The sequence below is a fragment of the Pseudomonas sp. FW306-02-D09B genome (assembly GCF_058782685.1).
This window is the reverse complement of sequence record NZ_JBYSXY010000010.1, coordinates 137,133-161,146: the sequence shown is the minus strand read 5'-3', so window position 1 is coordinate 161,146 and position 24,014 is coordinate 137,133. Positions and strand designations below refer to the sequence as shown.

Here is a 24,014-nt window from a genome sequence, read left to right as displayed (position 1 = left end):
CGCCGGTAATGCCCCATGAAAGCCAAGCGTCCGGTTTGCGGGGCGCCCGCCGTCGAAATGCCCACGCCAGCCGCCAGTCAGAACTATCAGTATTGCAACCTCGACCATAGCGAATCAGCCAGCACCGCGCTCGCTGAGGAAGTGGCGTTGGCAATCGCCTACAACGGCATCAGCCAGGCGGTGATGCTGGTGACACCGAGTGACCTGGAAGACTTCATCGTCGGTTTCAGCCTGGGTAGCGGGATCATCAGTGACGTGTCCGACCTCTATGACCTGCAACTCAGCGGGTCCGGTTCGGCGCAGTACGCGCAGGTCAGTATTTCCAGCCGCGCGTTCTGGAACCTCAAACAGCAGCGCCGGCAACTGGCCGGTACCAGCGGTTGTGGACTCTGTGGCGTCGAAGCGGTTGAGCAAGCCTTGCCGCAACTCAACATATTGCCGGGCGCCCCCTTACCGCCCGCACAATGGCTTGAAGGCCTGCGCCAGCGCATCGGTGAATTCCAGCCATTGGGCCAATACAGCGGCGCAGTGCACGCCGCTGTGTTCATGAACAACCAGGGCGAGTTGCTGCTGGGGCGTGAAGACATCGGCCGGCACAACGCGCTCGACAAGCTGATTGGCGCGCTGATCCGCCAGAACATCCCGATGGCAGGTGGACTGGTGATAGTCACCAGCCGTTGCAGCCTCGAACTGATCCAGAAAGTGCTGCGCGCCGGCATCCAGACACTGGTCAGCCTGTCGTCGCCCACCGGCCTGGCCGTGCAATGGGCACGCCGGCACAACCTCAATCTTATCCACCTGCCGCAAAAAAGTGCGCCGCGGGTCTACAGCCCTGCGACGGAGAACCAAGCGTGAGTCAACATCGTCAAGCCGACCAGAAACCCGTCCCCCGCTACAAACCCTACAAAGGCCCAGCCGGTGGCTGGGGCGCGCTGATCAGCGTCGCCCAGGCCTGGTTGACCAGTGATAACGCGCTGAAAAACCTCCGCATAATGCTCAAGACCAACCAGAACGGCGGCTTCGACTGCCCCGGTTGCGCCTGGGGCGACTCTCCGGAAAAGGGCATGGTGATGTTCTGCGAGAACGGCGCCAAGGCGGTCAACTGGGAAGCCACCAAGCGCCGGGTCGATGCCGCTTTCTTCGCCAAGCACAGCGTCAGCTCGCTGCTGGAACAAAGTGACTACTGGCTCGAATACCAGGGCCGGTTGACCGAGCCGATGAGCTACAACGCCGAAACCGACCGCTACACTCCCATCAGCTGGGAAGCAGCCTTCGCGCTGATCGGTAAACACCTGCAGAACCTGCCGAGTCCGAATCAGGCCGAGTTCTACACGTCGGGCCGCGCCAGCAACGAAGCGGCGTATCTCTATCAGCTGTTCGTCCGTGCGTTCGGCACCAATAACTTCCCCGACTGTTCAAACATGTGCCACGAGGCCAGCGGTGTGGCCATGGCGCAGAGTGTCGGTGTCGGCAAAGGCACCGTGACCTTCGACGACTTCGAACACGCGGACGCGATTTTCGTCTGGGGCCAGAACCCCGGCACCAACCATCCACGGATGCTCGAACCTCTGCGCGAAGCAGTGAAGCGCGGCGCTCAGGTGGTGTGCATCAACCCGCTCAAAGAGCGTGGCCTGGAGCGTTTCCAGCACCCACAGCACCCGATCGAAATGCTCACCAACGGTGACAAGCCGACCAACACCGCGTACTTCCGCCCAGCGTTGGGTGGTGACATGGCGCTGCTGCGCGGCATGGCCAAGTTCCTGCTGCAATGGGAACGCGAGGCGCAGCAAACCGACGCGCCATCGGTGTTCGACCACGACTTCCTCAACGAACACACCGTCAGCGTGCTCGACTACCTGGGCGAAATCGACGACACCTCATGGGAGCAGATCGTCGAGCAGTCCGGGCTGACTCTGGAGGAGATCGAGCAAGCGGCGCGCATGTACGCCAAAGGCAAGAATGTGATCATGTGCTGGGCGATGGGCATTACCCAGCACCGGCACTCGGTGGCGACCATCCAGGAAATCGCCAACCTGATGCTGCTGCGCGGCAACATCGGTCGGCCGGGCGCGGGCCTGTGCCCGGTGCGTGGGCACAGCAACGTGCAAGGCGACCGGACCATGGGCATCAACGAACGCCCACCGGCGTTTTTCCTCGATGCCCTGGAGCGCCGCTTCCAGTTCAAGGTGCCGCGTGAAAACGGTCACAACGTGGTCGAGGCCATCCACGCGATGCTCGACGGTCGCTCGAAAGTCTTCATCGGTCTGGGCGGCAACTTTGCCCAAGCCACGCCGGACAGCCCACGGACCTTCCAGGCCCTGAGCAATTGCGACCTCACCGTGCAAATCAGCACCAAGCTCAACCGCAGCCATCTGGCGCACGGTAAAGAGGCGCTGATCCTGCCGTGCCTGGGGCGCACCGACATCGACTTGCAAACCGAAGGGGCGCAAGCGGTGACCGTTGAAGATTCGTTCAGCATGGTTCACGCCTCCAACGGCCAACTGCAGCCGTTGTCGAAACAGATGCGCTCGGAGCCGTCGATCATCGCCGGCATCGCTGCCGCAACCTTGGGCACCACGCCTGTCGACTGGAATTGGCTGGTGGCCGATTACCGCCGTATCCGCGAACTGATTGCCGACACTATTCCGGGCTTCAAGGACTTCAACCAGAAAATCGAGAACCCGGGCGGCTTTTATCTCGGCAACAGCGCACGTGCCCGGCGCTGGCACACGCCGTCGGGCCGCGCCAATTTCCGCCCGAACATCCTGCCAGCTGATCTGGTACACGAGCGCACCCGCACCACCGGGCAGTTACCAGACCTGATCATGCAATCGATGCGCTCTCACGATCAGTACAACACCACCATTTACGGTCTCGACGACCGTTATCGTGGGGTCAAGGGCCAGCGTGACGTGCTGTTCGTCAACGAAGCCGACATCATCCGCCTGGGTTTCAAACCGGGGCAGAAAGCCGATATCGTATCGATCTGGGATGACGGCCGTGAGCGCCGCGTCAAAGGCTTCACCTTGCTGGCGTTCGATATTCCCGCCGGACAAGCCGCCGCCTACTACCCGGAAGTGAACCCGTTGGTGCCGCTGGAAAGCATCGGTGATGGCAGCCACACACCGACCTCCAAGTTCGTGGCGATCCGTTTGGAAGCAGCAAGCGAAACCGGGTTGATCATGGCGAAGTCTGCCTGAGACAAAGTCAAACCTCTGTGGCGAGGGAGCTTGCTCCCGCTCGGGTGCGTAGCAGCCGTGAACCTTGGGGCCGCTTCGCGACCCAACGGGAGCAAGTTCCCTCGCCACAGGACTATGTTCACCTCACTGACGCGGTGTTGGAACACTTTTCAAACGCCCACAAAAAAGGCCGCTTTTGTATCAAAGCGGCCTGTCGCAAGTAGCTAAAGACCCGCGAAAATCCATTAAGTTCCGTCTATAAAACAATAACTTAGCAAATTGTGCACAAGTCGTGTTACTCGTCGGATTTCTATTGTAACCATCGCGACACAGCCTCAGGATCGCGCCGTCATCCCTTTGAGGCTCCTCTCATGAAGTTCTCCTCGATTCTCTTGTTGTCCCTTGGCCTGATCAGTGGCGCCGCATCTGCCGGTGGCACCGCCGAGGCAGGTGTTGGCGGCGCATTGGGCGGGGTACTTGGCTCAGTGGTTGGTCAATCGCTGGGTGGCAGCACCGGCTCGACCATTGGTGCAGCCCTGGGCGGCGCCGGCGGTAGTGCGGTAGGTGCCAACAGACACAGCCGTGGCGAAGCCGCCATCGGTGGTGCGCTAGGCGCAGCCGGCGGTAACGTGGTCGGCCGCAGCATGGGCGGCACTACGGGCAGCCTGATCGGCGCAGCCGCCGGCGGTGGCGTGGGCGGTGCGCTGGGTAACCATATGGGCAACAGCAGCTATGACGAAGACCGTGGCGGTCGTGACCGTGGTGGCCGCCGTTACTACCGCGATGATGACGATGACCACCGCGGTCGTGGCCACGCCTACGGCCATCGCAAGCATCACCACCGGTACTATCGCGACTGATACTCGAGTAGTGTCACGCAACGGATTCCAAAAAAATCGCAGCCCTCGGGCTGCGATTTTTCGTTTCACACCACCAACCGCTCCAACGCCCCGCGTAACCCGGCAGGAATCGCCACCGGCTGATTCGAGGCCCGATCCACAAACACATGCACAAAGCGCCCTGCCGCACAGGCGTCCACTTCCCCGGCCTTGAACACCGCCAGTTCGTATTGCACCGAACTGCTGCCCAACTTGCCCACCCGCAAACCGATTTCAATGCGCTCGGGAAAAGCGATCGAGGCGAAGTAATCGCACGCCGAACTCACCACAAACCCCACCACTTCACCGCCGTGAATATCCAGACCACCGACTTCGATCAGATAGGTATTCACCGCCGTGTCGAAGAAACTGTAATAGGTCACGTTATTCACATGCCCATAGACATCGTTGTCGTGCCAGCGGGTGATGATCGGCTGGAAGTAGCGGTAGTCGGAGCGCTGGGGTATCGGGTTGGACATCAGTGTCGGTTCCTGGAATTGAACAGCCAGTCTAAGGCGAAAACCGCCCGGCCCGCTCCTACATGAGTGACAGTTCAGTCAGCCAGATTCGCTTCGGCCCACTCGCGTACCTCGGCATACGGATAATCCTCCAGCGCTGCAAACCCCGGAATCGCTCGCGCCTTGAGCTTGGTAAACAACGGCACGCTGATACCGCACAAGAATCGCGTCAGCCGTTCCGCACGCGGTAGATCGCCGCTATACGCCTCATGCCTGTGGATAAAGTCGCCACACAGCGACTCGAAGTTTTTATCCACAAGCGCCGGCAGCTCAGGCGGTTCCGGCAGACGGGCCACCTGCCCATGACACACCGAACAATGCCCGCACTGCTGCGGCGCATTGTCGTCACCGAAGTACTGCGCCAATCGATAACCCAGGCAGTGCTCGGTGGCGAACAGATCGAGCATCGCGTGGATACGTGCGATTTCGGTACGTTCATGTTGCGTGAAATAACCATGCAACTCGGCACTCAACGCCTGGGCATCGAAGTCCGCCAGCAGCAGGCTGTAGACCTCGGTCATCTGCTTGCTTTCCAGCTCGACCCAGCCCTTCTCCTGGAAGTAATCCAGCGCCTTGACTACCCGGTTGCGCTCGGCTTGATGCTGTTGGTACAGCGCCTCGAAATTCACCGTGGCCCAGGTTCGCGCACGGCTGGAGGTCTGGATGATCGCCGCGACAAAGTCCCGTCGCTCGCCTTCGAAACGTGCCAACAAGGCTTCAGGCTCCAGCAGGAACTTGAAACGGTATTCGGCAAAGTAGGCGTAACGCGGGGCGATCAAGCCTTTGAGTTCAAGTTGCACCAGCAAGGTCTTGAGCGGCAATTGGCGGATATTGCTCTGGTCAGCCAGCGGTCCCAGTAAAAACTCCCACTGCCCATCTGGCGCGGCCGCTTGCAGTTCGTCGAGCACACAGCGGATGCCGTCCAGCTCCGGCGTGTCGCCGTACACGAAGTTTTCCAACACGTTGAGGCTGTCGCGGTTGGCCAGCACCAGGCAGTCGGAAGGCTGCCCGTCACGCCCGGCACGGCCAATTTCCTGACTGTAGTTTTCGATGGATTTCGGCAGGTCAAAATGCACCACGTTGCGGATATCGCTCTTGTCGATACCCATCCCGAACGCGATGGTGGCGACGATGCAATTGGACTGCCCGCCCATGAATCGACGCTGAATGGCTTCCCGCTGTTCATGGGGCAAACCGGCGTGATAGGCCTCGGCCTGAAGACCGTTCTGGCTCAGGTGCTGGGCAATCTGCTCGGCGGTTTTCTGCAAGGTCACGTAGACGATGCTCGGCTGCCCGGCACGCTGGCCCATCCACTCCACCAGACGCCGGCGCTTGTCCTGGCCACGCACCGGTTCAACCAGCAAATTCAGGTTGGGCCGGTAGAAACCGGTGGTCACCACATCGTTCGCCGCGATGGCGAATTTCGCCTGCATGTCGGCGATCACTTTGGGCGTGGCAGTGGCGGTCAGTAGCAAGGCTTGCGGGATGTTGAACTGGCGCTGGTAGTCCGGCAGTTTCAAATAGTCGGGCCTGAAGTTGTGGCCCCACTCGGAGATACAGTGCGCCTCGTCCACCACCAGCAACGAGATCGGCACTTGCTGCAAAAAGTTGCGAAAGCGCTCGTTCTTCAAGCGCTCCACGGAAATCATCAGGATCTTCAATTCGCCGGAACGCGCCCGCGCCATTACCTCGTTGGCGTCATCGCGGCTCTGCGCCGAATCGATACTCGCCGCGGCAATCCCGTGGCGCTGCAAGAACGCCAATTGGTCCTGCATCAGCGCCAGCAACGGCGACACCACCAGCGTCAGGTGCGGCAGCAACAAGGCCGGCAACTGATAGCACAAGGATTTGCCGGAGCCGGTCGGGAAAATCGCCGCCGCCGAGCGCCCGGCCAACACTGCACTGACCGCCGCCTCCTGGCCGGGCCGGAACTGTGGATAACCAAAGACCTGTTCGAGGGTGTTGTGCATAAGCTGTCACTCCGTTGACTGCTGCCATGCCGAAAGCCTAGCCGGCCAAAGCAGCGAGTCGAGAAAAGGTCGGGCGCAAAAGAGATACGGGATGATACAGGGAGGGCGTGTCGCAAGAGCATCGATCGTTCCGCGCCGGACGTGGAACGATCGTAAACGAATGAGTCGAGCCTACATTTGGGCCCGACAGTCGACCCACTTCACGCCGTTGCGCTGATTCGCCGCAATCAACGCGGGAACGGCCTTCGGTGCCTTGTCGTGGATGTCATGGAACAGGATGATCCCGCGGCGCCATAGCAGCATCAGGGTCTGCACACGTTGGGTCGCGGCGTCTGCGTTGATCTGTTTGCTCCAGTCCTGGGAGTCGATGCCCCAAAGCATCACTTTCAGCCCCTGAGCCTTGAAGAACCCGGCGCTATCGCTGCGACGCTGGCCATACGGTGGGCGAAACAACGACTGATAGTCATCCGGAACCGTACCGCGTACCAGCGTCACCGAACGGTTGATCGACGATTGCCACTCGCTCCAGGCGCTGTGGGATTTGTGCTCCCAGCCATGCAGGGCAACGCACTGGCCTCGGTACAACTCGCGCATTTTGTCTGGCGAAGATTGACGCAAGCGTGCCTGAAAGGGCTCGCCGAGCACAAAGAACACGCCGTGCAAATCGTTGGCCCGCAGCACATTGGCCACGGTATCGGTGTGCTTGTCGATGCCACTCGGGCCATCGTCGAACGTCAGCAGAAACTGTCGGTCGGCCAGCTCATCGCCGGTCAGTTCGGCGCTGTCGAAGCGCTCGATCTCGCTGCTGATCCTCGGGAACAACGCGGCCAGACGCAGTTGCTCGTTCAAATACTGCTCGTGAAATACCCGGCTGACCGAAGCCCATGCGGCATAGGCCGGGACGACCTCGCCGGTGAAGCTAGCCGCCTGCTGACGCAAATCGTCGAGACCACGCACCTGTGGACAAAACAGCTCGGCCTCGCAGTTCTGGCTGGCGCTGCGGTAGTTGCTCAATAGCCGGTCCCAGAAACGCTGGCGCACCTGCTCCACGGATTTGAACTCGACTTGCTTCAAACCCAAACGCTGCTTGAGGGCGTTTTCGTCCAGTGCTTCGCTGGCCAGCAACGCCTTGCCGAACATCAGCATCTCGGCGCGCGAGGCCGTATCGAAACCCGCCTCAGTGGCCAGCGAGCCTGGCCAGCCGCCGCGATCAATCGTCGCGAACACCGCCGCACCCACCGCGTGCGCGGTGTTTGCCCACAGGCAACCGAGCAGTAAAAACGTAAAAACCCGCAACCGCATACCCAGCTCCTTAAATGCACAACGCGCCGATAGAGGCGCGTTATGGGGTCAACTCAACGCAAACCGATCAGCGGTTTTGCACGCGCTCGATCGCCTTGTCATACACCGGGTTGGCTTTTTGCTGCTTGGCCAACTGGTAATGACGCAATGCGTCGGGGAACTGATTCGCCGCTTCATAGATACGGGCGATGTTGTAGTAGGAACTGGCGCGAACAGTGGCAGCCGAATTGCCGCTGGCCAGAGCGATAGCCTTGCGGTTGGCCCAGATCGACTCGGCAGTGTTGCCGGCCTTCTGATACGCCAGACCCAGGTTGCTGTAGGCCTGACCGAAACCGTTGTTCAGTTCGATAGCCTGACGATAGAAGTCGATCGCCTGCGGCAGGTCGCCGGCGTGGTAGGCCGCTTCGCCTTTCTGGTTCAGGCTTTTCGCATCCGACAGTGCCGAAGCACTGACCGCAACGGCAGTGACGGCAACGCTGTCATCAAGCAACGGCGAGACTTCGTTCAATACGTTCTTGGCATCGACCTGCGAGCCCGTGAAGTTGTTGATGTCCTGGAAATCGCCGCTGCCGGTCATGCGGAATACGGTCCACAGGTTGCCACTGCGGTTTTGCGGCACGTAGTAAGTGCGTACCAGCGATTGGCCCATGTACACGAACACTTTGGCCTGGCTGTTGGAGAGCTCACTCGAGCTTGGATTACCGCCGTTACTGAAGTCATGCACGGCGTAAACGTAGCTCTCGCCGTAGTGCTTTTTCTCCAGGGTGATGGTTTCCGGGCCATAGCTGGTGGTGTCATCGACATCCAGATGAGCGTCGGTGCCCTGCTTGCTGCCGAAGTAGATGTTGTTGCCGGGGAAGATCATATGCGAGTCGAGGTCCCGCGGGGTTGCGCCCCAGGTCAGCACCACTCGCAGGCCGTCGAGGTTGGTCATCACCGGGCTGACGGCATAGGTCATGCCCTTGCACGGGCACTTGACCACCAGGTTGGAGTAACCCGGCTTCTTGATGATCAGCAGGTTGCTGGCGTCATCGGCAAAATCGGCGGTCAGGCTGACCTGGCCCTGAGCATTGGTACGCCCCACCACGTTCTGCGCGCCGTTGCGTTGCAACAGCACTTCAGCGTCGGCGATCTTCTGATCCTTGACCACCGCACTCAACACCTCGATCGGCAGTTGTTCAGCCTGCGCCGAGCCAAAAGCGGCCCACAGCGACAAAATCGAAGCCATACGATGCAATCGCATACCTAATTCCCTTTAAGTGTTTAAACAGACGTCGAGAAACGCCCTACGGATTCTGGCGCGCACCATACCGAAATTTGCCGCGTTTCGCCTGACAATCGCGTAGGAAAATTGACCTCTAGGGGATTCGCTGAAAAAACCTCGGGCGGTGCGTAGTCCCCAGCCTTAAGAGCAAGTAAACCCCCTACAAAACCTGTCCATTCGGGCTGTCTTGCGAGACTTCGGGATCGGGTTCTATAGTTTGCGGCGCGGCTAAACCCCGTGTGTCGGCCTGCAGGAGCGACGCCGCGACTTCCTACAGGACACGTTCAATGAACCCGCACGATCCGTCTAACAACCGCTATCGCCCACTCAAAACCAACTACAGCGAAACCCCGGTCCTGGTCATCGACACCGAGGCCACCCCCCACGCCATCCTGGACGCCGCCCGACAACGCATCCGCGCCTCCAGCGACCTGCTCGAAACGCTTTATTGCCTGTGCTTCAAGCAAGCGGATGTGAAAGACATTCCGAATATCGTCAATGCGCTTTATCTGCTGACTCAGGATGGGAGTGAGTTGCTTGAGGTGGCTCGGCAGCGGATGACGAGGTGAAAAACATGGCCAACCCCAGCAAACCCATAGAGACACAAAACACCATCGACCATGCTGCCTACGATGTATGGTTCAGGGAGCAAGTACAAGCCAGCATCAACGATCTTCGTCCCAGCATTGAAGATGACGAAGCCAAGCGCTTTATGGCTGAAAAACGAGACGTCCTACGTCGGCAGACAGACCGATAGACACGGCCTTACCAATCTTCGTCCCCGTCCTACAACCTCGTGCTCCTTGTCGGCTATCGCCAGCCGGCACACCACACCTATAGTCGTTAGCGTCGCTGCAAAATCAGCGGCTCGGGCTTGGTCACCCGAATAGCTCATATATCCGCGTCCGTTGTATGCTGCCGGCACATCAAGTGCCTGCACGCTATATGGTGGCTGTGTTTGGGACGCCCTCGGGCGTGCCAGGAATGTGAGCCTCACTGGTTGACCAACCCGAACACAGTCCGCCTCCTTCGCTTGGTCACGATGGCGGCGGTTACTCCTGATGCATTTGAGGCTACAAAAAATGAATTCATGGAATCCGTTCACCGATCGCTACCGCCCACTCCAAACCAACCTCACCGATTCCCCGCTCCTGATCATCGACACAGAGGCCGATCCGCAAGACATCCTCGAAGCCGCCCTACAACGCATCCGCGCCTCCAGCGACCTGCTCGAAACCCTGCACTGCCAATGCTTCAAACACGGCGATATCAAAGACATCCCCCATATCACCCACGCCCTGTACCTGCTGACTCAAGATGGCTGCGATCTACTCCAGGTTGCCCAGCAACGCATGCTGAACTGGAAAGCGCCGTCCTGAAGTCCGAGTGAGCAGATCGTTCTCACGTTCTGCGTGAGAACGATCAAACACCAGTTACAACTGAACAGATGAAAGTCCATTCATGCTGATCAGCATTGCCCGAAAGTAAGCCAATGGCGTACATTAACAATGATTTTCATTGAGACTCCAATCTTCACTCGTCGAGCCAAAGAACTATTAGATGATGATGCCTATATCGCCTTGCAGAAGGTGCTGGTGCTAAACCCCTCGGCTGGCGACGTCATCGAAGGGACAGCCGGGATTCGAAAAATGCGGGTCGCGGCCAAGGGGCACGGCAAACGAGGAGGAGCCCGAGTGATTTACTACCATTTCGTCTCGGCATCGCAGATCGCTTTGTTGATGATCTACCCTAAAAATGAGCAACAAGACCTAACCGCCGATGAACGCAAAGCGTTGAAAGCCGTCATCGAACACTGGAGATAACCATGAGCAAGTTTTTTGATGAGCTGATGGAAAGCGTGCAACAGATGGACGAGATCGTACGGGGTGAACGCCTGCCTTCCCGCGAATTCCATGTTGACGCGTTGCAAGTCAAAGAAATTCGTAAGGCTACCGGTCTGACTCAGGCCAAATTCGCAGCGTTGATCGACGTCCAACTCGGCACTCTGCGCAATTGGGAGCAGGGCCGTCGAGAACCGACAGGACCAGCCAAAGCCCTGCTGAAAGCCATACACAATGACCCTGTCCATGTGTTGAGCGCGTTAGCCGGTTGAACGGTACAACGTCGCCATATCTCATCGCAGGGTCCCAGAGCGCGGGAACCATCAAAGATCTTGACTCTCCACGAAACCGTTTTTCCAACTGTCCACATTCCATAAAACGTGGACAGCTGTCGCATGCGTAAACTTTAAGAGTCAAGAGGTTTCAGGAAATACCTACGGGAATGCCGTTGCGATGGATGCTCCAGCACCGCCATGACGCATAGGTCGACACCATTACCCTAAGCGTCGGAGTCAGGAGGCGAGTACAAGCCAACATCGACAGCCTTTGGCCCGGCATTGAAGATGAGAAAGCCAAGCGTCTATGGCAAAAAACGAGATGCCCTACATCGGAGGCGACCTACTTCAGGTTGCCCAGCAACGCATGCTGAACTGGAAAGCGCCTACCTGACACACCACACGCGCTGGCACGCCACGTTCCTGTAGGAGCCTGGCTTGCCAGCGATGAACGCACCGCGTGTTTTCAGACATAAATGAAAGAAACAGCAGCCCCGAGACTGCCGTCATGAGCCAATTAACCTTCAAACAAAAACAAGCGCATTACGAAAAAGTCCGCCGCTCAAACTACTTGGCCAGCCTACGCCTCGCCGGATTCGACACGTCACAGGCAGACCTCGACAAACCACTTCCTACACGAGAAGAAGTGCTCGCAAAGTACCGACAAGACGAACCTCCAACCTCTGCTTCTGCCCTTCCCCCCAAGCCCGACGGCCAATAAGATCCCCATAAGCCCAACCGGACGTCCCGTAATGAACCTCGCACCCAACTTCCCCGACGATCATGTCATGCACCTGCTAATGCAGCTGCTGCACGAAGAACTCGGCCTGCCCGAACGCAAAACCATCACCCTCAGCACCTCGATCAATTTCGACCTCGGCTGCGATGGCTCAGACGCCCGGCACCTGATGGAAACCCTGGAAGAACAATTCGCGATCGACCTCGTCGACTACGACGCCTATCGCTATTTTCACCCCGAAGGCTTTGACGTGTTTCTCAAACGACGGGCCAAGGGACGTGGCGACAAAGTCCCGCTGACCATTGGCATGCTCTACCAGGCCATCAAGGCGCAACGCTGGTATACGCAAGATTTAGAAGGCAAGTGACTTGCGTCATAACGTGAACGCGTTCTGAAGCGACTCGAGTCTCGCCTTCGCTCCACCGATGAAGAAACGCATTCAGCAAAAGCCATTGCTGCTTCGACTCTTCGAGAGTTGAGGGAAAGACATAGACGTCTATCCTCAGCTAACGCACCTCGGAGTTCCAGACTCCAGGACGTATATCCCATACCAAAGTCTCAAGGCACCCGCTGTGCAGGTGCTAGCAAAATGATGCCATCCAGTTTAATCTCACTCCAATGCTGAGTGACATCTACAAGATATATGGTACTCAGCTTACCTAGCATGAGAAATGGATGCCATGAAGTCCCAGGATCAGGACACGGTAGATTCCCGCCTCCAAATCAGTATTTGTCTTGAGTACTGCGGTACCGCTGCACCTCGAAAAAGTCATACAACAACCCTTCCGCCTCAACCAACATCAAACAAACAAAGCAGCAACTGTCACCAGAAAAAAACAACAATTACGACTCAAGTAAATTGTACTTTACTGCCCTACCAAAACAGTGGCAGAGCGATAACAACTACTCGAAAGTGCAGACGACACAATTACACTCAGGACGACCGTTAGTCGACTACAAGCTTAAACCTCTAAATCGATTGGGCGCATTTCTATGAGCGATGGCGGAAATCCTAAAACAACAATTTCTAGCTTACTAAATAAATACAAACAACAATTAGATGGTCCGCTATGGGAAAAATATTGCGAACAAATTCTAAGAAAGCAATATGGATTTAAATATTTCACATATGTGCCGGCAGACGACAGAGGTGATCATGGAATTGAATTTTTCACTTCAGACGGGACGATATATCAGTGCTATTTTCCAAAGCCAGATTACTCCATGGCGGAATACAAGAAAAAAGTTACAAAAAAAATAACGGACGACCTGAAAAAACTTGAGAAATACAAAGTAGAAATTAAGAAATTAATTGGCGACCTAAAAATAACTCATTGGATCTTAATGATCCCTGAAATAAAGAGTCGTGACTTAATCAAAAAATGCAAGGTCAAAGAAAAGGAGGTCCGACTTCAAAGCCTCGACTTTATAGATAATTTTTTTCAAGTCAAAATCGAAACAGATGAAAGCTTTCCAGAAGCTGCTTTAACCGCAAGGCATCTAGTCCTAGAAAAAGTCGACCTTGAAGTAAACCCTGTTAGCCATGTAGATATTGAAAACTGGATGAGTTCCAATTCGACATTCCATGAAAACCTTAAAAGAAAATCTAACGCAATTTTAAAAGACCGCGCTACAGAAATATTCAAAGAAGAGCAAGTAACAAAATATATACAGCTCAATGAACTAATGGATTACTACCGCGCAGTATTTCCTCAAATTGAAACAGACATTTTTGTCCAAGCAATTGAAAGTCTGGATCGTACAAAAAGCGACTTTCACTATGGGGGCTTAACACCTCAAGAAGTACTTAAAGAGCTTCTAAAGCTAAACAGAGATTCATTCCTGAATAGCAACCATAACATATCGACTAGGAATATTGAACTTTTAGCCACAGGCCATCTTGCAAAATGGCTAGCCGAATGCAATTTGGAGTTTGTCATATATGAATAACACCATAGCTGAAAGCACATCAACGCTAAAAATTAGTGAACAAGGCTACCCTCTACCTATCGAAATGCGGCCACTCTGGCGCATATCGCTGATCATAATTTCCCTGAATAACTTGAAAGACAAAAACTCACAAGTAACAATAAACAAAATAAAGGTTGCTGTTTGGATGTTAATTCGAAAACAGCAGTGGGCCTTTTATGTCGAAAGGTTAACCAACAAAGACACTTTCGATATTTCAATTGACAGAAGTGACGAGAAAGCTATTGAGCTGTGCCTAGCCAAAAACCTAATCCTTATAGAAGACTCCAGACTTAGTCTCACCGAACTCGGGATCTCGCTGAACTCATTAATTAGCGAGGAGAATATTCTAACTAGCGAAGTCGATTTTCTTCAATCTATATCTTCAAGCCTAACTAACACGGCAGTTTCTAAAATTCTAGGAGAGTAAAATGCTTGGTTTGAACCTTGAAGAAATAAAAATTTACTCTGAAACCTCAGAAGGGGTATTCTCAACTGTAATTCCGTTAAAGCCAGGTCTAAATATAATTCGAGCCGAAAACACCTCCGGCAAATCAACCTGCATAAATGCAATAGCTTACGCACTTGGATTAGAAGCTATTCTTGGCCCGAGTAGAAAACAACCTTTCCCCAAATCGATGTACAGCTATCTTCTTAAAAACAAAGGCTCTGAGCATCACAATAAAGTTCTTTTTTCCGGCGTCGAGCTATCGCTATCTAATAGATCAGGAGTGAAAGCTTGTCTTAAACGGGAGGCACTAGGCAACCCGAACAAAATAACTGTGATTGTTGAGGGAGAAACTACAAGAGATTATTTTTTGGGGGCAGCGGGAGACATAGGGTCTGCAAAAAGCACATTTGGTTTTCATTTTTGGCTGGAGCGTTTTATCGGCTGGACACTACCAAAAGTTGTCACCTACGAAGGCAGGGAAACTCCTTTATATCTAGAGTGCATATTCCCTCTTTTCTTCATCGAGCAAAAAAGAGGTTGGTCTGAAATACAAGCCAACACACCAAGCTACTATAAAATAAAAAACGTAAAATCCTCCGCAACTGAATTTGTCTTAGGGCTTGAAGATTACGCTGAAAGAAATAAAATTGCCCAACTAAGAAAAAGCATAGACGAATTGCAGAGCGAATGGGATAAAAACATCACTGCGTCTTTCTCAATCGCAGAGCTAAACTCCATTCAATTAAAAGCGCACCTACAACTAGACAATGAGCTTGGTGCGAATCCAATTTCTTTTATCTTCCCTTCAGGAAATATTACTTTAACATTAGATCAAAGACTCCGCAGCCTTCAAAATAGGCTCAACGAAATAACTAGCAACTCGAAGAAAAGAATTATACATGAGCCATTATTAGAAAAAAGCAAAGCACTATTTCAGACAAATAAAACAATAGAAAGCCTTGAACTGAAATTCGAAAGCCTTTTGTCGTCAGAATTTAAATCACAACAGAAGCTCGACTTAATCGAGAATGACCTAGATCGCTACAAACAATTGAAACGATTACAAGATGTCGGCAGTAAGGCTGACCTTCCTGTTGTCACAAAAAATTGCCCTATATGCGAAAGTGAAATGTATGAGAGCTTAGTCAAGCCAAATGCATCTATCAAACCGTTATCCGTAGAGCAAAATGTCGAATACTTAAAAAACCAAAAAGACTTCTATCAAAAAATAATACTAAATCAATCAGCAACAGCAAAAAATCTTCAGCTTGAAATAAATGCTCGCAATGAGCAGAAAAATCTATTACATGCAGAAATTACAACTCTAAGGAAAGATGAGGAAAATTTAAATAAGGATGAAATATCTCTACTCAGAGAACGAATTGAAACAGAGCAATCCATTCGAGAAACAAAGAAAATTCAAATACAAGAACTTAAGCTCAACACGAGAGCTCTCGCCATTCATAAAGATTGGAGCCTTTCAAAGGGAGCATTGGAGCAGGCAAAAAAACGTGCAACAACAAGCATATCCTCCAACATATTGACCACTCTTGAAGAAACACTAAAATCCAACCTAATGAAGTTCGGTTACAACAGTTCTGACATCAACGCCATTAAAGTATCTAGACTCACATACAGACCCGAGCTTGACGGATTCGACATAGTCGCGGACTCTTCCGCTAGTGATTACATACGAATTATTTGGTCATACACACTAGCACTGCTAGAGCTTTCAAGTGTCTATGAACAGGTCAAACATTCTGGCTTTGTCGTTTTTGACGAGCCAAGACAACACGAAGCTAATAAAAAAGATTTCGGATCACTCATAAAAAAAGCAACCCACACCGAAAATTTTGGTGGCCAAGTTATTATTGCAACAAGCATTGATCTCAATGAAATACTAACAGCCGAAGACTATGACAACATTAACATCATCAATTTTGATGACTACATACTCCAACCGAGCAATGGCTAAAGTCTCACGTACAAAAAAGCCGCCCCTAAGGGCGGCTTTCTCTTACCTCAAACCACTACCGATACTTACAACTTCGGCCCAGCAGCCTTGATCGCGTCGCTCACTTCGAACTTCTTGAAGTTCTCAATGAACAGACCCGCCAGCGCTTTAGCAGCTTCGTCGTAAGCAGCCTTGTCAGCCCAGGTGTTACGTGGGTTCAACAGGCCAGTCTCAACGCCTGGCACAGCCAGTGGCACGTCGAGGTTGATGGTGTCGAGGTGTTCGGTGGCTGCACCGATCAACGCGCCGCTCTGGATTGCTGCGATCACGCCGCGAGTGGTCGGGATGTTGAAGCGTTTGCCGACGCCGTAGCCGCCGCCGGTCCAGCCGGTGTTGACCAGGTAGACCTTGGAGCCGAAGCCGCGGATGCGCTTGATCAGCAGTTCTGCGTATTCGCCAGCCGGACGCGGGAAGAACGGTGCGCCGAAGCAGGTGGAGAAGGTCGACTTGATGCCGCTGCCCGAACCCATTTCGGTCGAGCCCACCAGCGCGGTGTAGCCAGACAGGAAGTGGTAGGCCGCTTGTTCTTCATTGAGAATCGACACTGGCGGCAGTACGCCGGTCAGGTCGCAGGTCAGGAAGATCACAGCGTTTGGCTCGCCACCCAGGTTCTTCTCGGAACGCTTGGCAACGTGCTCCAGCGGGTAGGCGGCGCGGCTGTTCTGGGTCAGGCTGACATCGGTGTAGTCGGCGTGCTTGGCGTCGTCGATCACGACGTTTTCCAGGACGGCGCCGTGCTTGATGGCTTTCCAGATGACAGGCTCGTTCTTCTCGGACAGGTCGATGCACTTGGCATAGCAACCGCCTTCGATGTTGAACACCACGCCCTCGCCCCAGCCGTGTTCGTCGTCACCGATCAGGTAACGGCTTTCGTCGGCGGACAGGGTGGTCTTGCCGGTGCCGGACAGACCGAAGAACAGGGTCACGTCGCCTTCTTCGCCGATGTTGGCAGCGCAGTGCATTGGCAGTACGTCGGCGGCCGGCAGCAGGAAGTTCTGCACCGAGAACATGGCTTTCTTCATTTCACCGGCGTAGCGCATGCCGGCGAGCAGCACTTTCTTCTGCGCGAAGTTGATGATCACGCAGCCGTCGGAGTTGGTGCCGTCACGCTCTGGCACGCACTCGAAGTTGGCGACGTTCAGAACTTGCCACTCTTCACGACCAGCCGGGTTGTACTGGGCCGGGTTGATGAACAGGCAACGACCGAACAGGTTCTGCCAGGCAGTCTGGGTGGTCATTTTCACGGCCAGGTAATGCTCTTCGGCAGAACCTACGTGCACGTGGGAAACGAAATGCTCTTGCGCGTTGTTGAACGCCTCAACACGAGCCCACAGGGCATCGAACTTGTCGGCCGGGAACTTGCGGTTGATCGGGCCCCAGGCGATAGCGGCCTGAGTGGTTGGCTCTTCAACAATGAAACGGTCGACGGGCGAACGACCGGTACGGTGACCGGTGCGAACGACCAGCGCGCCGGTATCGGCAAGCTCGCCCTCACCGCGACTCAGGGCTTCTTTAACCAGATCATCAACACTCAGATCGGTGTACACAGCATTATTGGCTTGCGTCATGAGGTTCCCCGTCGGCCAGTGGCCGAGTGCTCCAAACGTTTTGTAGTAGAAAGTCGCGCACTACTACCGCTAAAAAAGTGGGCCGGATTATGCCAGAAAAGCCCAAAAATAGTAGGGCCCTCCCGTCAGGACGGCGTTATTCCGGCGTTTACCAGTGAATTTACCTGCGCTGAAGCGTTTTAGTGACGGGTATCTGACGGCGTATCGACACCCGCTCCGGCGAACAATTGGGTGATATCGGCCGCATCGAACAGGTAGCGCTGGTTGCAGAACTGGCAGTCGATTTCGATGTGGCCACCGTGCTCGACGACCAGTGCCTGAGCATCTTCCTGACCCAGGCTGGACAGCGCGTTTGCAGAACGCTCACGCGAGCAACTGCAATGGAAGCGTAGTTTCTGCACATCAAACAGGCGCACCTGCTCTTCGTGGTAGAGACGATGCAAGATGGTTTCGTTGTCCAGGCTCAGCAATTCATCGGCGGTCAGGGTGCTGCCCAGCGCGGTGATGTGCTGCCAGCTGGCGGCGCGTTCTTCTTCGTCTTTCAGGCGGTCGGCCGGCAGTTGTTGCAGCAGCAGACCACGGGCGCGACGACCGTCGGCGTGCAGCCAGAAGCGCGTGCCGACTTGCTGCGACATGACGAAATAGTTGGTGAAGCAGTCGGCCAGGGTCGCGCCGTCGAGGTCGACGATGCCCTGGTAACGCTGGCCCTGGGTCGGGTCGACGGTGAGCGCCAGCACGCCGTCGGGCATCATGTCGGCCAGAGTCGCGTCAGCGGCGATCAGGTCTGCGTCGTAACGGGCCAGACCACGGATTTCACGCTCGCTGGAGCACTCGATCATCAACAGCGACACCGGGCCTTCGGAACGCGCCTGCAGGATCAGCAAGCCATCGAACTTCAAGGTGCCGACCAGCAGCGCCGCAGCCGCCATCAGTTCGCCAAGCAGTTGCGCGACCGGCTCCGGATAGGGATGTTTGGCGAGGACTTCGGCATAGCTACGCTCCAACGCCACCAGCTCGCCGCGGGTGTCGCTGTCATCGAAGATGAAGCGTTGGGTGAAGTCGGTATCCGGTAGATCAGTCATAGGTCTGGGTATCTGAAGTGAAGACTAAAGGATGACAAGGGCTGAAAGCCGCGCCTTGCGCACCGTTTCGGTGCATTAATATTGGCCATGGCAGGCATTTTATGAACAATCCGGGTTTGTTCCAAGCAAGCTCGAACCGCGACGTAACGATGCTCGCTAGTTTAGCCCCGTTAGCCTGTGGCGAGGGAGCTTGCTCCCGCTGGAGGCCGAAGGACTCCAAGACCCGGCCAACGCGGTGAGGTCAGGTACTACCCGGAAGCTGGGTTTACGGCTGCTTCGCCCGAGCGCGGACCGGCCGGCGGGAGCAAGCTCCCTCGCCACACAAGCGCGATTACTCGCCTGCGTTCCCGCCATGAAACTTGAACAGGTCCCGGCGCTGTTTCTTGCTCGGTTTGCCGTCAGTGCTGACGCCCAACGCACCGGCCTTGCGCTGGGCTGCGGCGTTTTCGCGTTTGGCGATGCTGGCTTCGGTCTCAACGTACAACGACTGGGCCTCAGGGGCGCCACGGCGGACGATCGAGAGTGCCTGGACCACCACGGTGCGCTCATCGAAACCGGCGCGAATCTGAAACTCGTCGCCAATCCTCGGTTCTTTGCCCGGCTTGCAGCGCTCCCCCCGGCAATGCACCTTGCCGCTTTCGATCGCTGCTTTGGCCAACGCACGGGTTTTGTAGAAGCGCGCCGCCCACAACCACTTATCGAGACGGACTTTGTCGTCCTCTTCGTTTTTTTGTGCCATGGGTTTTCCTCATTCTGAAATATTTCTGAACTGTACTACCGTTTCTGTCGTGCCATGAATTTCGCCGGTTCAGCATACAATGCGCGACGCTTTCGAGCCTCGCTCGGCAGCCGAGAATCCGGGCCGTAGATATCTGTCGCCTTTTAACCTTTATTCTGCGTGAATACCGCAAATTCGGCCGCTTTGCGGTGCGAACGGTTCCTCACCGGTTGAGCACATTTGAAGACATTTGACCATTTGACCGTTGTGGGTCTGCGCGAGTGGGTGGCGCTCCCTGATTTGGGAGTCGCGGGCCTGCGGGCGAAGATCGACACCGGCGCCAGCACCTCCAGCCTGCATGCCACCGAAATCGAGCCGTTCGAGCGCGACGGGGAAACGTGGGTGCGTTTCAACGCGCACCTGGGCACGGTGGTGCAGTTGCGTCACCGTCGCTGCGAAGCGCCGCTGGTGACGATGAAGACCATTAAAAGCTCCAATGGCCAAGCACAGGTGCGTTACGTGATCAGTACCACCCTGGCGCTCGGCGATCGGGTTTGGCGAGTGGAGTTCACCCTCGCCTGCCGCAAGTCCATGCGTTATCGCCTGCTGCTCGGTTCCAAAGCCCTGATCGACGGCCAATTGGTGGTCAATCCAGGCATTAAATACGTTCAAGACAAGCCGGTGTTCCCGGTGTCCACTACCTCTTCCACAGGTGTTGCATGAAGATCGCTGTGCTGTCGCGGAACCCGCGTCTGTATTCCACTCGTCGTTTGGTTGAAGCCGGCACCGAACGCGGCCATGAGATGGTGGTGATCGATACCCTGCGCGCCTATATGAACATCGCCAGTCATAAGCCGCAGATCCACTACCGCGGCAAGCCGCTGGAAGGCTTTGACGCTGTGATCCCGCGGATCGGCGCCTCGGTAACTTTTTACGGCTGCGCGGTGTTGCGCCAGTTCGAAATGATGGGCGTGTTCCCGCTCAACGAGTCGGTGGCCATCGCCCGCTCGCGGGACAAACTGCGCTCGCTGCAATTGCTTTCTCGTCGCGGTATCGGTTTGCCGGTCACCGGTTTTGCTCACTCGCCGGACGACATTCCCGACCTGATCGAAATGGTCAACGGCGCACCGTTGGTGATCAAGGTGCTGGAAGGCACTCAGGGCATCGGCGTGGTGATGTGTGAAACGGCGACGGCGGCGGAGTCGGTGATCGAGGCGTTCATGGGCCTCAAGCAGAACATCATGGTTCAGGAATACATCAAGGAAGCCGGCGGCGCGGACATTCGCTGCTTCGTGGTCGGCGACAAGGTGATCGCCGCGATGAAGCGTCAGGCCAAGCCCGGCGAGTTCCGTTCCAACCTGCACCGTGGCGGTAGCGCCAGCCTGATCAAGATCACCCCCGAAGAGCGCATGACCGCGCTGCGTGCGGCCAAGGTCATGGGTTTGAGCGTGGCGGGTGTGGATATCCTGCGTTCCAACCATGGGCCACTGGTGATGGAAGTGAACTCGTCGCCAGGGCTGGAAGGGATCGAAACCACCACCAGCAAGGACGTGGCGGGGATCATCATTCAGCACATCGAGAAGAACGGCGGGCCGAATATGACGCGGACCAAAGGAAAAGGCTAACGCTCGGCCAGTCCCATGGTGGCGAGGGAGCTTGCTCCCGCTGGAGGCCGAAGGACTCCCAAATGCAGCGGTTGTGCTGGATCAGGTTAAACACAATCGCTGGTTTTGCGGTTGCTGCGCAACCGAGCGGGAGCAAGCTCCCTCGCCACAAGGATCGCGACCTGCCGTTAGACAGCATCCCTCGGCAACATCAGCCCAAGCGGCAACCGCACTCGCGCTTCCAGGCCGCCACCGGAGCGGTTGCGCAGTTCAACGTTGCCGCCATGCATCGACGCAATTCGCTTGACGATGGCCAGCCCTAGCCCGGTGCCCTTGCCGCCCCGCGCGCGGTCGCCACGGGTGAACGGGTTGAAGATCGCTTCCAGCTCTGACGGATCGATCCCGGCGCCACGGTCCATGACGCTCAGCACCACGTAAGGCGCACTGACGTCGCCCGAAACATACGCCGCCACCTCAACGCCGCTGCCCGCGTGATGCAAGGCGTTGCCGATCAGGTTGTTCAAGAGACGTTTCATCGAGACCCGGCGCAACGGGAATGGCTGGATCGGCTCCAGGCGTAAGCGCACCCGCTCCTCATTCTGGTTGTAAGGCGCCGCTACTTCGCGCACCAGATCACTCAGGTCGACTTCCTCGACCGACTCGTCCCGACCATCGCGAATGAATGCCAGGAACTGGTCGAGAATCGCGTCCATGTCTTCGATGTCACGCACCATGTCGTCGCTCAGGTCGCTGTGATTACCCATCAGCTCCAGCGACAGACGCAAACGGGTCAACGGTGTGCGCAGGTCGTGTGATACCCCGGCGAGCATCAATTCACGTTCGCGGCCGGCCTGTTCAACGTCTTCCGCCATCTGGTTGAACGCCCGATAGACCTCGGTCATTTCACTCGGCGTGTCGCTGATCGGCAGGCGCACGCTGCGCCCCTGGCCCAGTTGCCGGGCGGCATCGACCAGCCGCTTGAGCGGTTGGTTGAGCTGGCTGACGAAAATCCACGCCGACGCGGTGGATAACAAGCCGATGGCGAGAAACCAGCCGAGGACGTTCCAGATTTTCTGGCCACGCAACGGATGCGGGTACAGCGGTACTTTCAACCAGCCGTCACCCAGGCTCGGGGCCCGAACCCAAAGCGCCGGCGGTGCGTGCATGCGCAATCGCACTTCGGTGTCGGCACCCAGTTCGGCCTGCATCTGGCGTTGGTAGATTTCGCTGTAGGGCCAATGCTGTTCACCCTCGGGAACACCGGCGCCCACCACACGAATCAGTGTCGCGGCATCGGCAATCTTTGCCCGGTTTTCTTCGTCCGCAGCCCAGTAGGCACGCAAGGTCAGCGCGACACCGTGACTGTATTGGCGATCCACCAGCACGTCCTCGTTCATCAACAGATAAACCAGGGTCAGCGCCTTGGAAAACAGCACGACGATCAGCACCAGCCAGAGGGTGCGAGAGAAGAAACTTTGGGGGAACCACACGGGGGTTTTCATAGACAACCGCTACATACTTTGCAGGAGCGAGCGAAGCTCGCAGAATTGCGGATCGCGAATCAACCGGGTGACACGTTACCCGGCTGACCCGCTCCTACAAATCACCGATCACTTGGTCGCGGTGCCGTCCGGAACGAACACGTAACCCACGCCCCAGACCGTTTGAATGTAGCGTGGTTTCGATGGATCAGGCTCGATCATCCGGCGCAGGCGGGAGATCTGGACGTCGATGGAACGCTCCAGTGCATCCCATTCGCGGCCACGGGCCAGATTCATCAGCTTGTCGCGGGTCAGTGGTTGACGCGCATTCATCACCAACGCCTTGAGCACCGCGAATTCACCGGTGGTGAGCATGTGTACTTCGTCGCCGCGCTTGAGTTCGCGAGTCGCCAGCGACAATTCGTAATCACCGAAGGTCACGCTTTCGTCTTCGCTGCCCGGTGCGCCCGGTACGGGAGCCGACTGGCGACGCAGGACCGCTTTGACACGCGCCATCAGCTCGTCCGGGTTGAACGGCTTGGCCAGGTAATCGTCGGCGCCCAGTTCCAGGCCCTTGATACGGCTCAGCTCATCGCCCTTGGCGGTGAGCATGATGATCGGAATCTGATTGTTTGCGCCACGCAAACGACGGCACGCAGTCAGGCCGTCTTCGCCGGGCAACATCAGGTCGAGGACGACCAGGTTGAACACTTCACGCGCCAGCAAACGATCCATCTGTTCGGTGTTCGGTACGGCGCGGGCACGATAGCCCTTGCTGACGAAAAAACGTTCCAGCAGGCTGCTGAGCCCCGGATCGTCGTCAACGATAAGAATTTTTTCGCCTTCAGCAGTTTGTGCAGTGCTGCTCATTGGATGCTCCTTTGATCTCGGTGCGCATTATGGCGTAGCTGCCGTTATACGCACCGTGTGCATTGTTAGCAGATTTTTCCTCTACCGCCAGCGACATGGCCTTTATGCCTACAGCCTGCGATGCCCCCATCGGGCAGAACGGCGGTTATAATGCGCGGCCTTTTGTGTCGGGCAACGTCTGATCGTTACTGCCGGTGGCGGCTTTTTATTTTTCATCGCCCGGCAGTAATTGTTCGATTCCACGGGTCAATGGGATGCCTTTTGATCCAGGTAGCGGCGCTCGCCAGGCCGC

General features: G+C 56.0%; 23 protein-coding genes and 1 pseudogene. 15 read left to right on the top strand and 9 right to left on the bottom strand.

The window, feature by feature from the left end:
• Nucleotides 1–15 precede the first annotated feature (15 nt).
• The 3 genes from fdhD (at nt 16) to AC3WK5_RS18010 (ending at nt 4,039) form a co-directional block, all read left to right on the top strand.
• Nucleotides 16–855 (top strand): formate dehydrogenase accessory sulfurtransferase FdhD, encoded by an 840-nt coding sequence (gene fdhD, locus AC3WK5_RS18020; protein ID WP_103318229.1) that lies wholly within the window; start codon nt 16–18, stop codon nt 853–855.
• On the top strand, nt 852–3,200 hold the full coding sequence (locus AC3WK5_RS18015) for an FdhF/YdeP family oxidoreductase (RefSeq protein WP_103318230.1): 2,349 nt from the start codon (nt 852–854) through the stop codon (nt 3,198–3,200). Before fdhD ends, AC3WK5_RS18015 begins: the two co-directional genes overlap by 4 nt.
• A 350-nt stretch (nt 3,201–3,550) precedes the next feature.
• Complete coding sequence (locus AC3WK5_RS18010; protein ID WP_103318232.1) at nt 3,551–4,039, top strand: glycine zipper domain-containing protein; 489 nt, start codon at nt 3,551–3,553, stop codon at nt 4,037–4,039.
• A gap of 65 nt (nt 4,040–4,104) precedes the next feature.
• Here AC3WK5_RS18010 and AC3WK5_RS18005 read toward each other — a convergent pair whose 3' ends face one another.
• The 4 genes from AC3WK5_RS18005 to AC3WK5_RS17990 form a co-directional block, all read right to left on the bottom strand.
• Nucleotides 4,105–4,536 (bottom strand): acyl-CoA thioesterase, encoded by a 432-nt coding sequence (locus tag AC3WK5_RS18005; protein ID WP_103318234.1) that lies wholly within the window; start codon nt 4,534–4,536, stop codon nt 4,105–4,107.
• 74 nt (nt 4,537–4,610) lie between these two features.
• The gene (locus AC3WK5_RS18000) at nt 4,611–6,545 is read right to left on the bottom strand and encodes a RecQ family ATP-dependent DNA helicase (RefSeq protein ID WP_103318236.1); all 1,935 of its coding nucleotides are present in this window, start codon (nt 6,543–6,545) and stop codon (nt 4,611–4,613) included.
• A gap of 171 nt (nt 6,546–6,716) precedes the next feature.
• Complete coding sequence (locus tag AC3WK5_RS17995) at nt 6,717–7,847, bottom strand: polysaccharide deacetylase family protein (RefSeq protein WP_103318238.1); 1,131 nt, start codon at nt 7,845–7,847, stop codon at nt 6,717–6,719.
• A gap of 67 nt (nt 7,848–7,914) precedes the next feature.
• Nucleotides 7,915–9,090, bottom strand: a complete 1,176-nt coding sequence (locus AC3WK5_RS17990) for a tetratricopeptide repeat protein (RefSeq protein WP_103318241.1) — start codon at nt 9,088–9,090, stop codon at nt 7,915–7,917.
• A gap of 308 nt (nt 9,091–9,398) precedes the next feature.
• On the opposite strand from AC3WK5_RS17990, the gene AC3WK5_RS17985 reads away from it, so the two are divergent.
• The 10 genes and pseudogenes from AC3WK5_RS17985 to AC3WK5_RS17940 all read left to right on the top strand — a co-directional run bounded on the left by AC3WK5_RS17985 (nt 9,399) and on the right by AC3WK5_RS17940 (nt 16,360).
• On the top strand, nt 9,399–9,680 hold the full coding sequence (locus AC3WK5_RS17985; RefSeq protein WP_103318243.1) for a hypothetical protein: 282 nt from the start codon (nt 9,399–9,401) through the stop codon (nt 9,678–9,680).
• A 5-nt stretch (nt 9,681–9,685) separates the two neighbouring features.
• Nucleotides 9,686–9,868 (top strand): antitoxin PaaA2 family protein, encoded by a 183-nt coding sequence (locus AC3WK5_RS17980; protein WP_103318308.1) that lies wholly within the window; start codon nt 9,686–9,688, stop codon nt 9,866–9,868.
• Between the two features lie 325 nt (nt 9,869–10,193).
• A complete protein-coding gene (locus AC3WK5_RS17975; RefSeq protein WP_103318245.1) occupies nt 10,194–10,490 on the top strand; it encodes a hypothetical protein in 297 nt (98 codons plus the stop codon).
• A 129-nt stretch (nt 10,491–10,619) separates the two neighbouring features.
• The gene (locus tag AC3WK5_RS17970; protein ID WP_103318247.1) at nt 10,620–10,934 is read left to right on the top strand and encodes a type II toxin-antitoxin system RelE/ParE family toxin; all 315 of its coding nucleotides are present in this window, start codon (nt 10,620–10,622) and stop codon (nt 10,932–10,934) included.
• Between the two features lie 2 nt (nt 10,935–10,936).
• Nucleotides 10,937–11,224: a helix-turn-helix domain-containing protein gene (locus AC3WK5_RS17965; RefSeq protein WP_103318249.1), complete on the top strand. Its 288-nt coding sequence runs from the start codon at nt 10,937–10,939 to the stop codon at nt 11,222–11,224.
• Nucleotides 11,225–11,735: 511 nt separating this feature from the next.
• Nucleotides 11,736–11,891: pseudogene (locus AC3WK5_RS17960) on the top strand (YhfG family protein); the annotation flags it as partial.
• An 88-nt stretch (nt 11,892–11,979) separates the two neighbouring features.
• Nucleotides 11,980–12,333 (top strand): DUF1493 family protein, encoded by a 354-nt coding sequence (locus tag AC3WK5_RS17955; RefSeq protein ID WP_103318254.1) that lies wholly within the window; start codon nt 11,980–11,982, stop codon nt 12,331–12,333.
• Between the two features lie 626 nt (nt 12,334–12,959).
• Nucleotides 12,960–13,916, top strand: a complete 957-nt coding sequence (locus AC3WK5_RS17950) for a hypothetical protein (RefSeq protein ID WP_146039826.1) — start codon at nt 12,960–12,962, stop codon at nt 13,914–13,916.
• A complete protein-coding gene (locus AC3WK5_RS17945; protein WP_103318257.1) occupies nt 13,909–14,364 on the top strand; it encodes a hypothetical protein in 456 nt (151 codons plus the stop codon). Before AC3WK5_RS17950 ends, AC3WK5_RS17945 begins: the two co-directional genes overlap by 8 nt.
• 1 nt (nt 14,365) lies before the next feature.
• A complete protein-coding gene (locus AC3WK5_RS17940) occupies nt 14,366–16,360 on the top strand; it encodes an AAA family ATPase (protein WP_103318259.1) in 1,995 nt (664 codons plus the stop codon).
• A gap of 65 nt (nt 16,361–16,425) precedes the next feature.
• Here the strand turns inward: AC3WK5_RS17940 and AC3WK5_RS17935 are convergent, their stop codons facing one another.
• From AC3WK5_RS17935 to AC3WK5_RS17925, 3 genes are all read right to left on the bottom strand, one after another.
• Nucleotides 16,426–17,967: a phosphoenolpyruvate carboxykinase gene (locus AC3WK5_RS17935; RefSeq protein WP_103318262.1), complete on the bottom strand. Its 1,542-nt coding sequence runs from the start codon at nt 17,965–17,967 to the stop codon at nt 16,426–16,428.
• A gap of 179 nt (nt 17,968–18,146) precedes the next feature.
• Nucleotides 18,147–19,049 carry an Hsp33 family molecular chaperone HslO gene (gene hslO / locus AC3WK5_RS17930; protein ID WP_054595100.1) on the bottom strand — a complete coding sequence of 301 codons (903 nt, stop codon included), beginning with the start codon at nt 19,047–19,049 and terminating at the stop codon, nt 18,147–18,149.
• Nucleotides 19,050–19,380: 331 nt separating this feature from the next.
• The gene (locus AC3WK5_RS17925) at nt 19,381–19,788 is read right to left on the bottom strand and encodes an RNA-binding S4 domain-containing protein (RefSeq protein WP_103318264.1); all 408 of its coding nucleotides are present in this window, start codon (nt 19,786–19,788) and stop codon (nt 19,381–19,383) included.
• A 219-nt stretch (nt 19,789–20,007) separates the two neighbouring features.
• Here AC3WK5_RS17925 and rimB point away from each other — a divergent pair, with 219 nt between their 5' ends.
• Both rimB and rimK read left to right on the top strand, forming a co-directional pair.
• Nucleotides 20,008–20,490 (top strand): retropepsin-like aspartic endopeptidase RimB, encoded by a 483-nt coding sequence (gene rimB / locus AC3WK5_RS17920; protein ID WP_054595098.1) that lies wholly within the window; start codon nt 20,008–20,010, stop codon nt 20,488–20,490.
• A complete protein-coding gene (rimK, locus tag AC3WK5_RS17915; RefSeq protein ID WP_054595097.1) occupies nt 20,487–21,392 on the top strand; it encodes a 30S ribosomal protein S6--L-glutamate ligase in 906 nt (301 codons plus the stop codon). Before rimB ends, rimK begins: the two co-directional genes overlap by 4 nt.
• 167 nt (nt 21,393–21,559) lie before the next feature.
• On the opposite strand, the gene AC3WK5_RS17910 is transcribed toward rimK, so the two are convergent.
• Nucleotides 21,560–22,873 carry an ATP-binding protein gene (locus AC3WK5_RS17910; RefSeq protein ID WP_054595096.1) on the bottom strand — a complete coding sequence of 438 codons (1,314 nt, stop codon included), beginning with the start codon at nt 22,871–22,873 and terminating at the stop codon, nt 21,560–21,562.
• Nucleotides 22,874–22,981: 108 nt separating this feature from the next.
• The gene (gene ompR, locus AC3WK5_RS17905; protein WP_054595095.1) at nt 22,982–23,722 is read right to left on the bottom strand and encodes an osmolarity response regulator transcription factor OmpR; all 741 of its coding nucleotides are present in this window, start codon (nt 23,720–23,722) and stop codon (nt 22,982–22,984) included.
• Nucleotides 23,723–24,014: the final 292 nt, after the last annotated feature.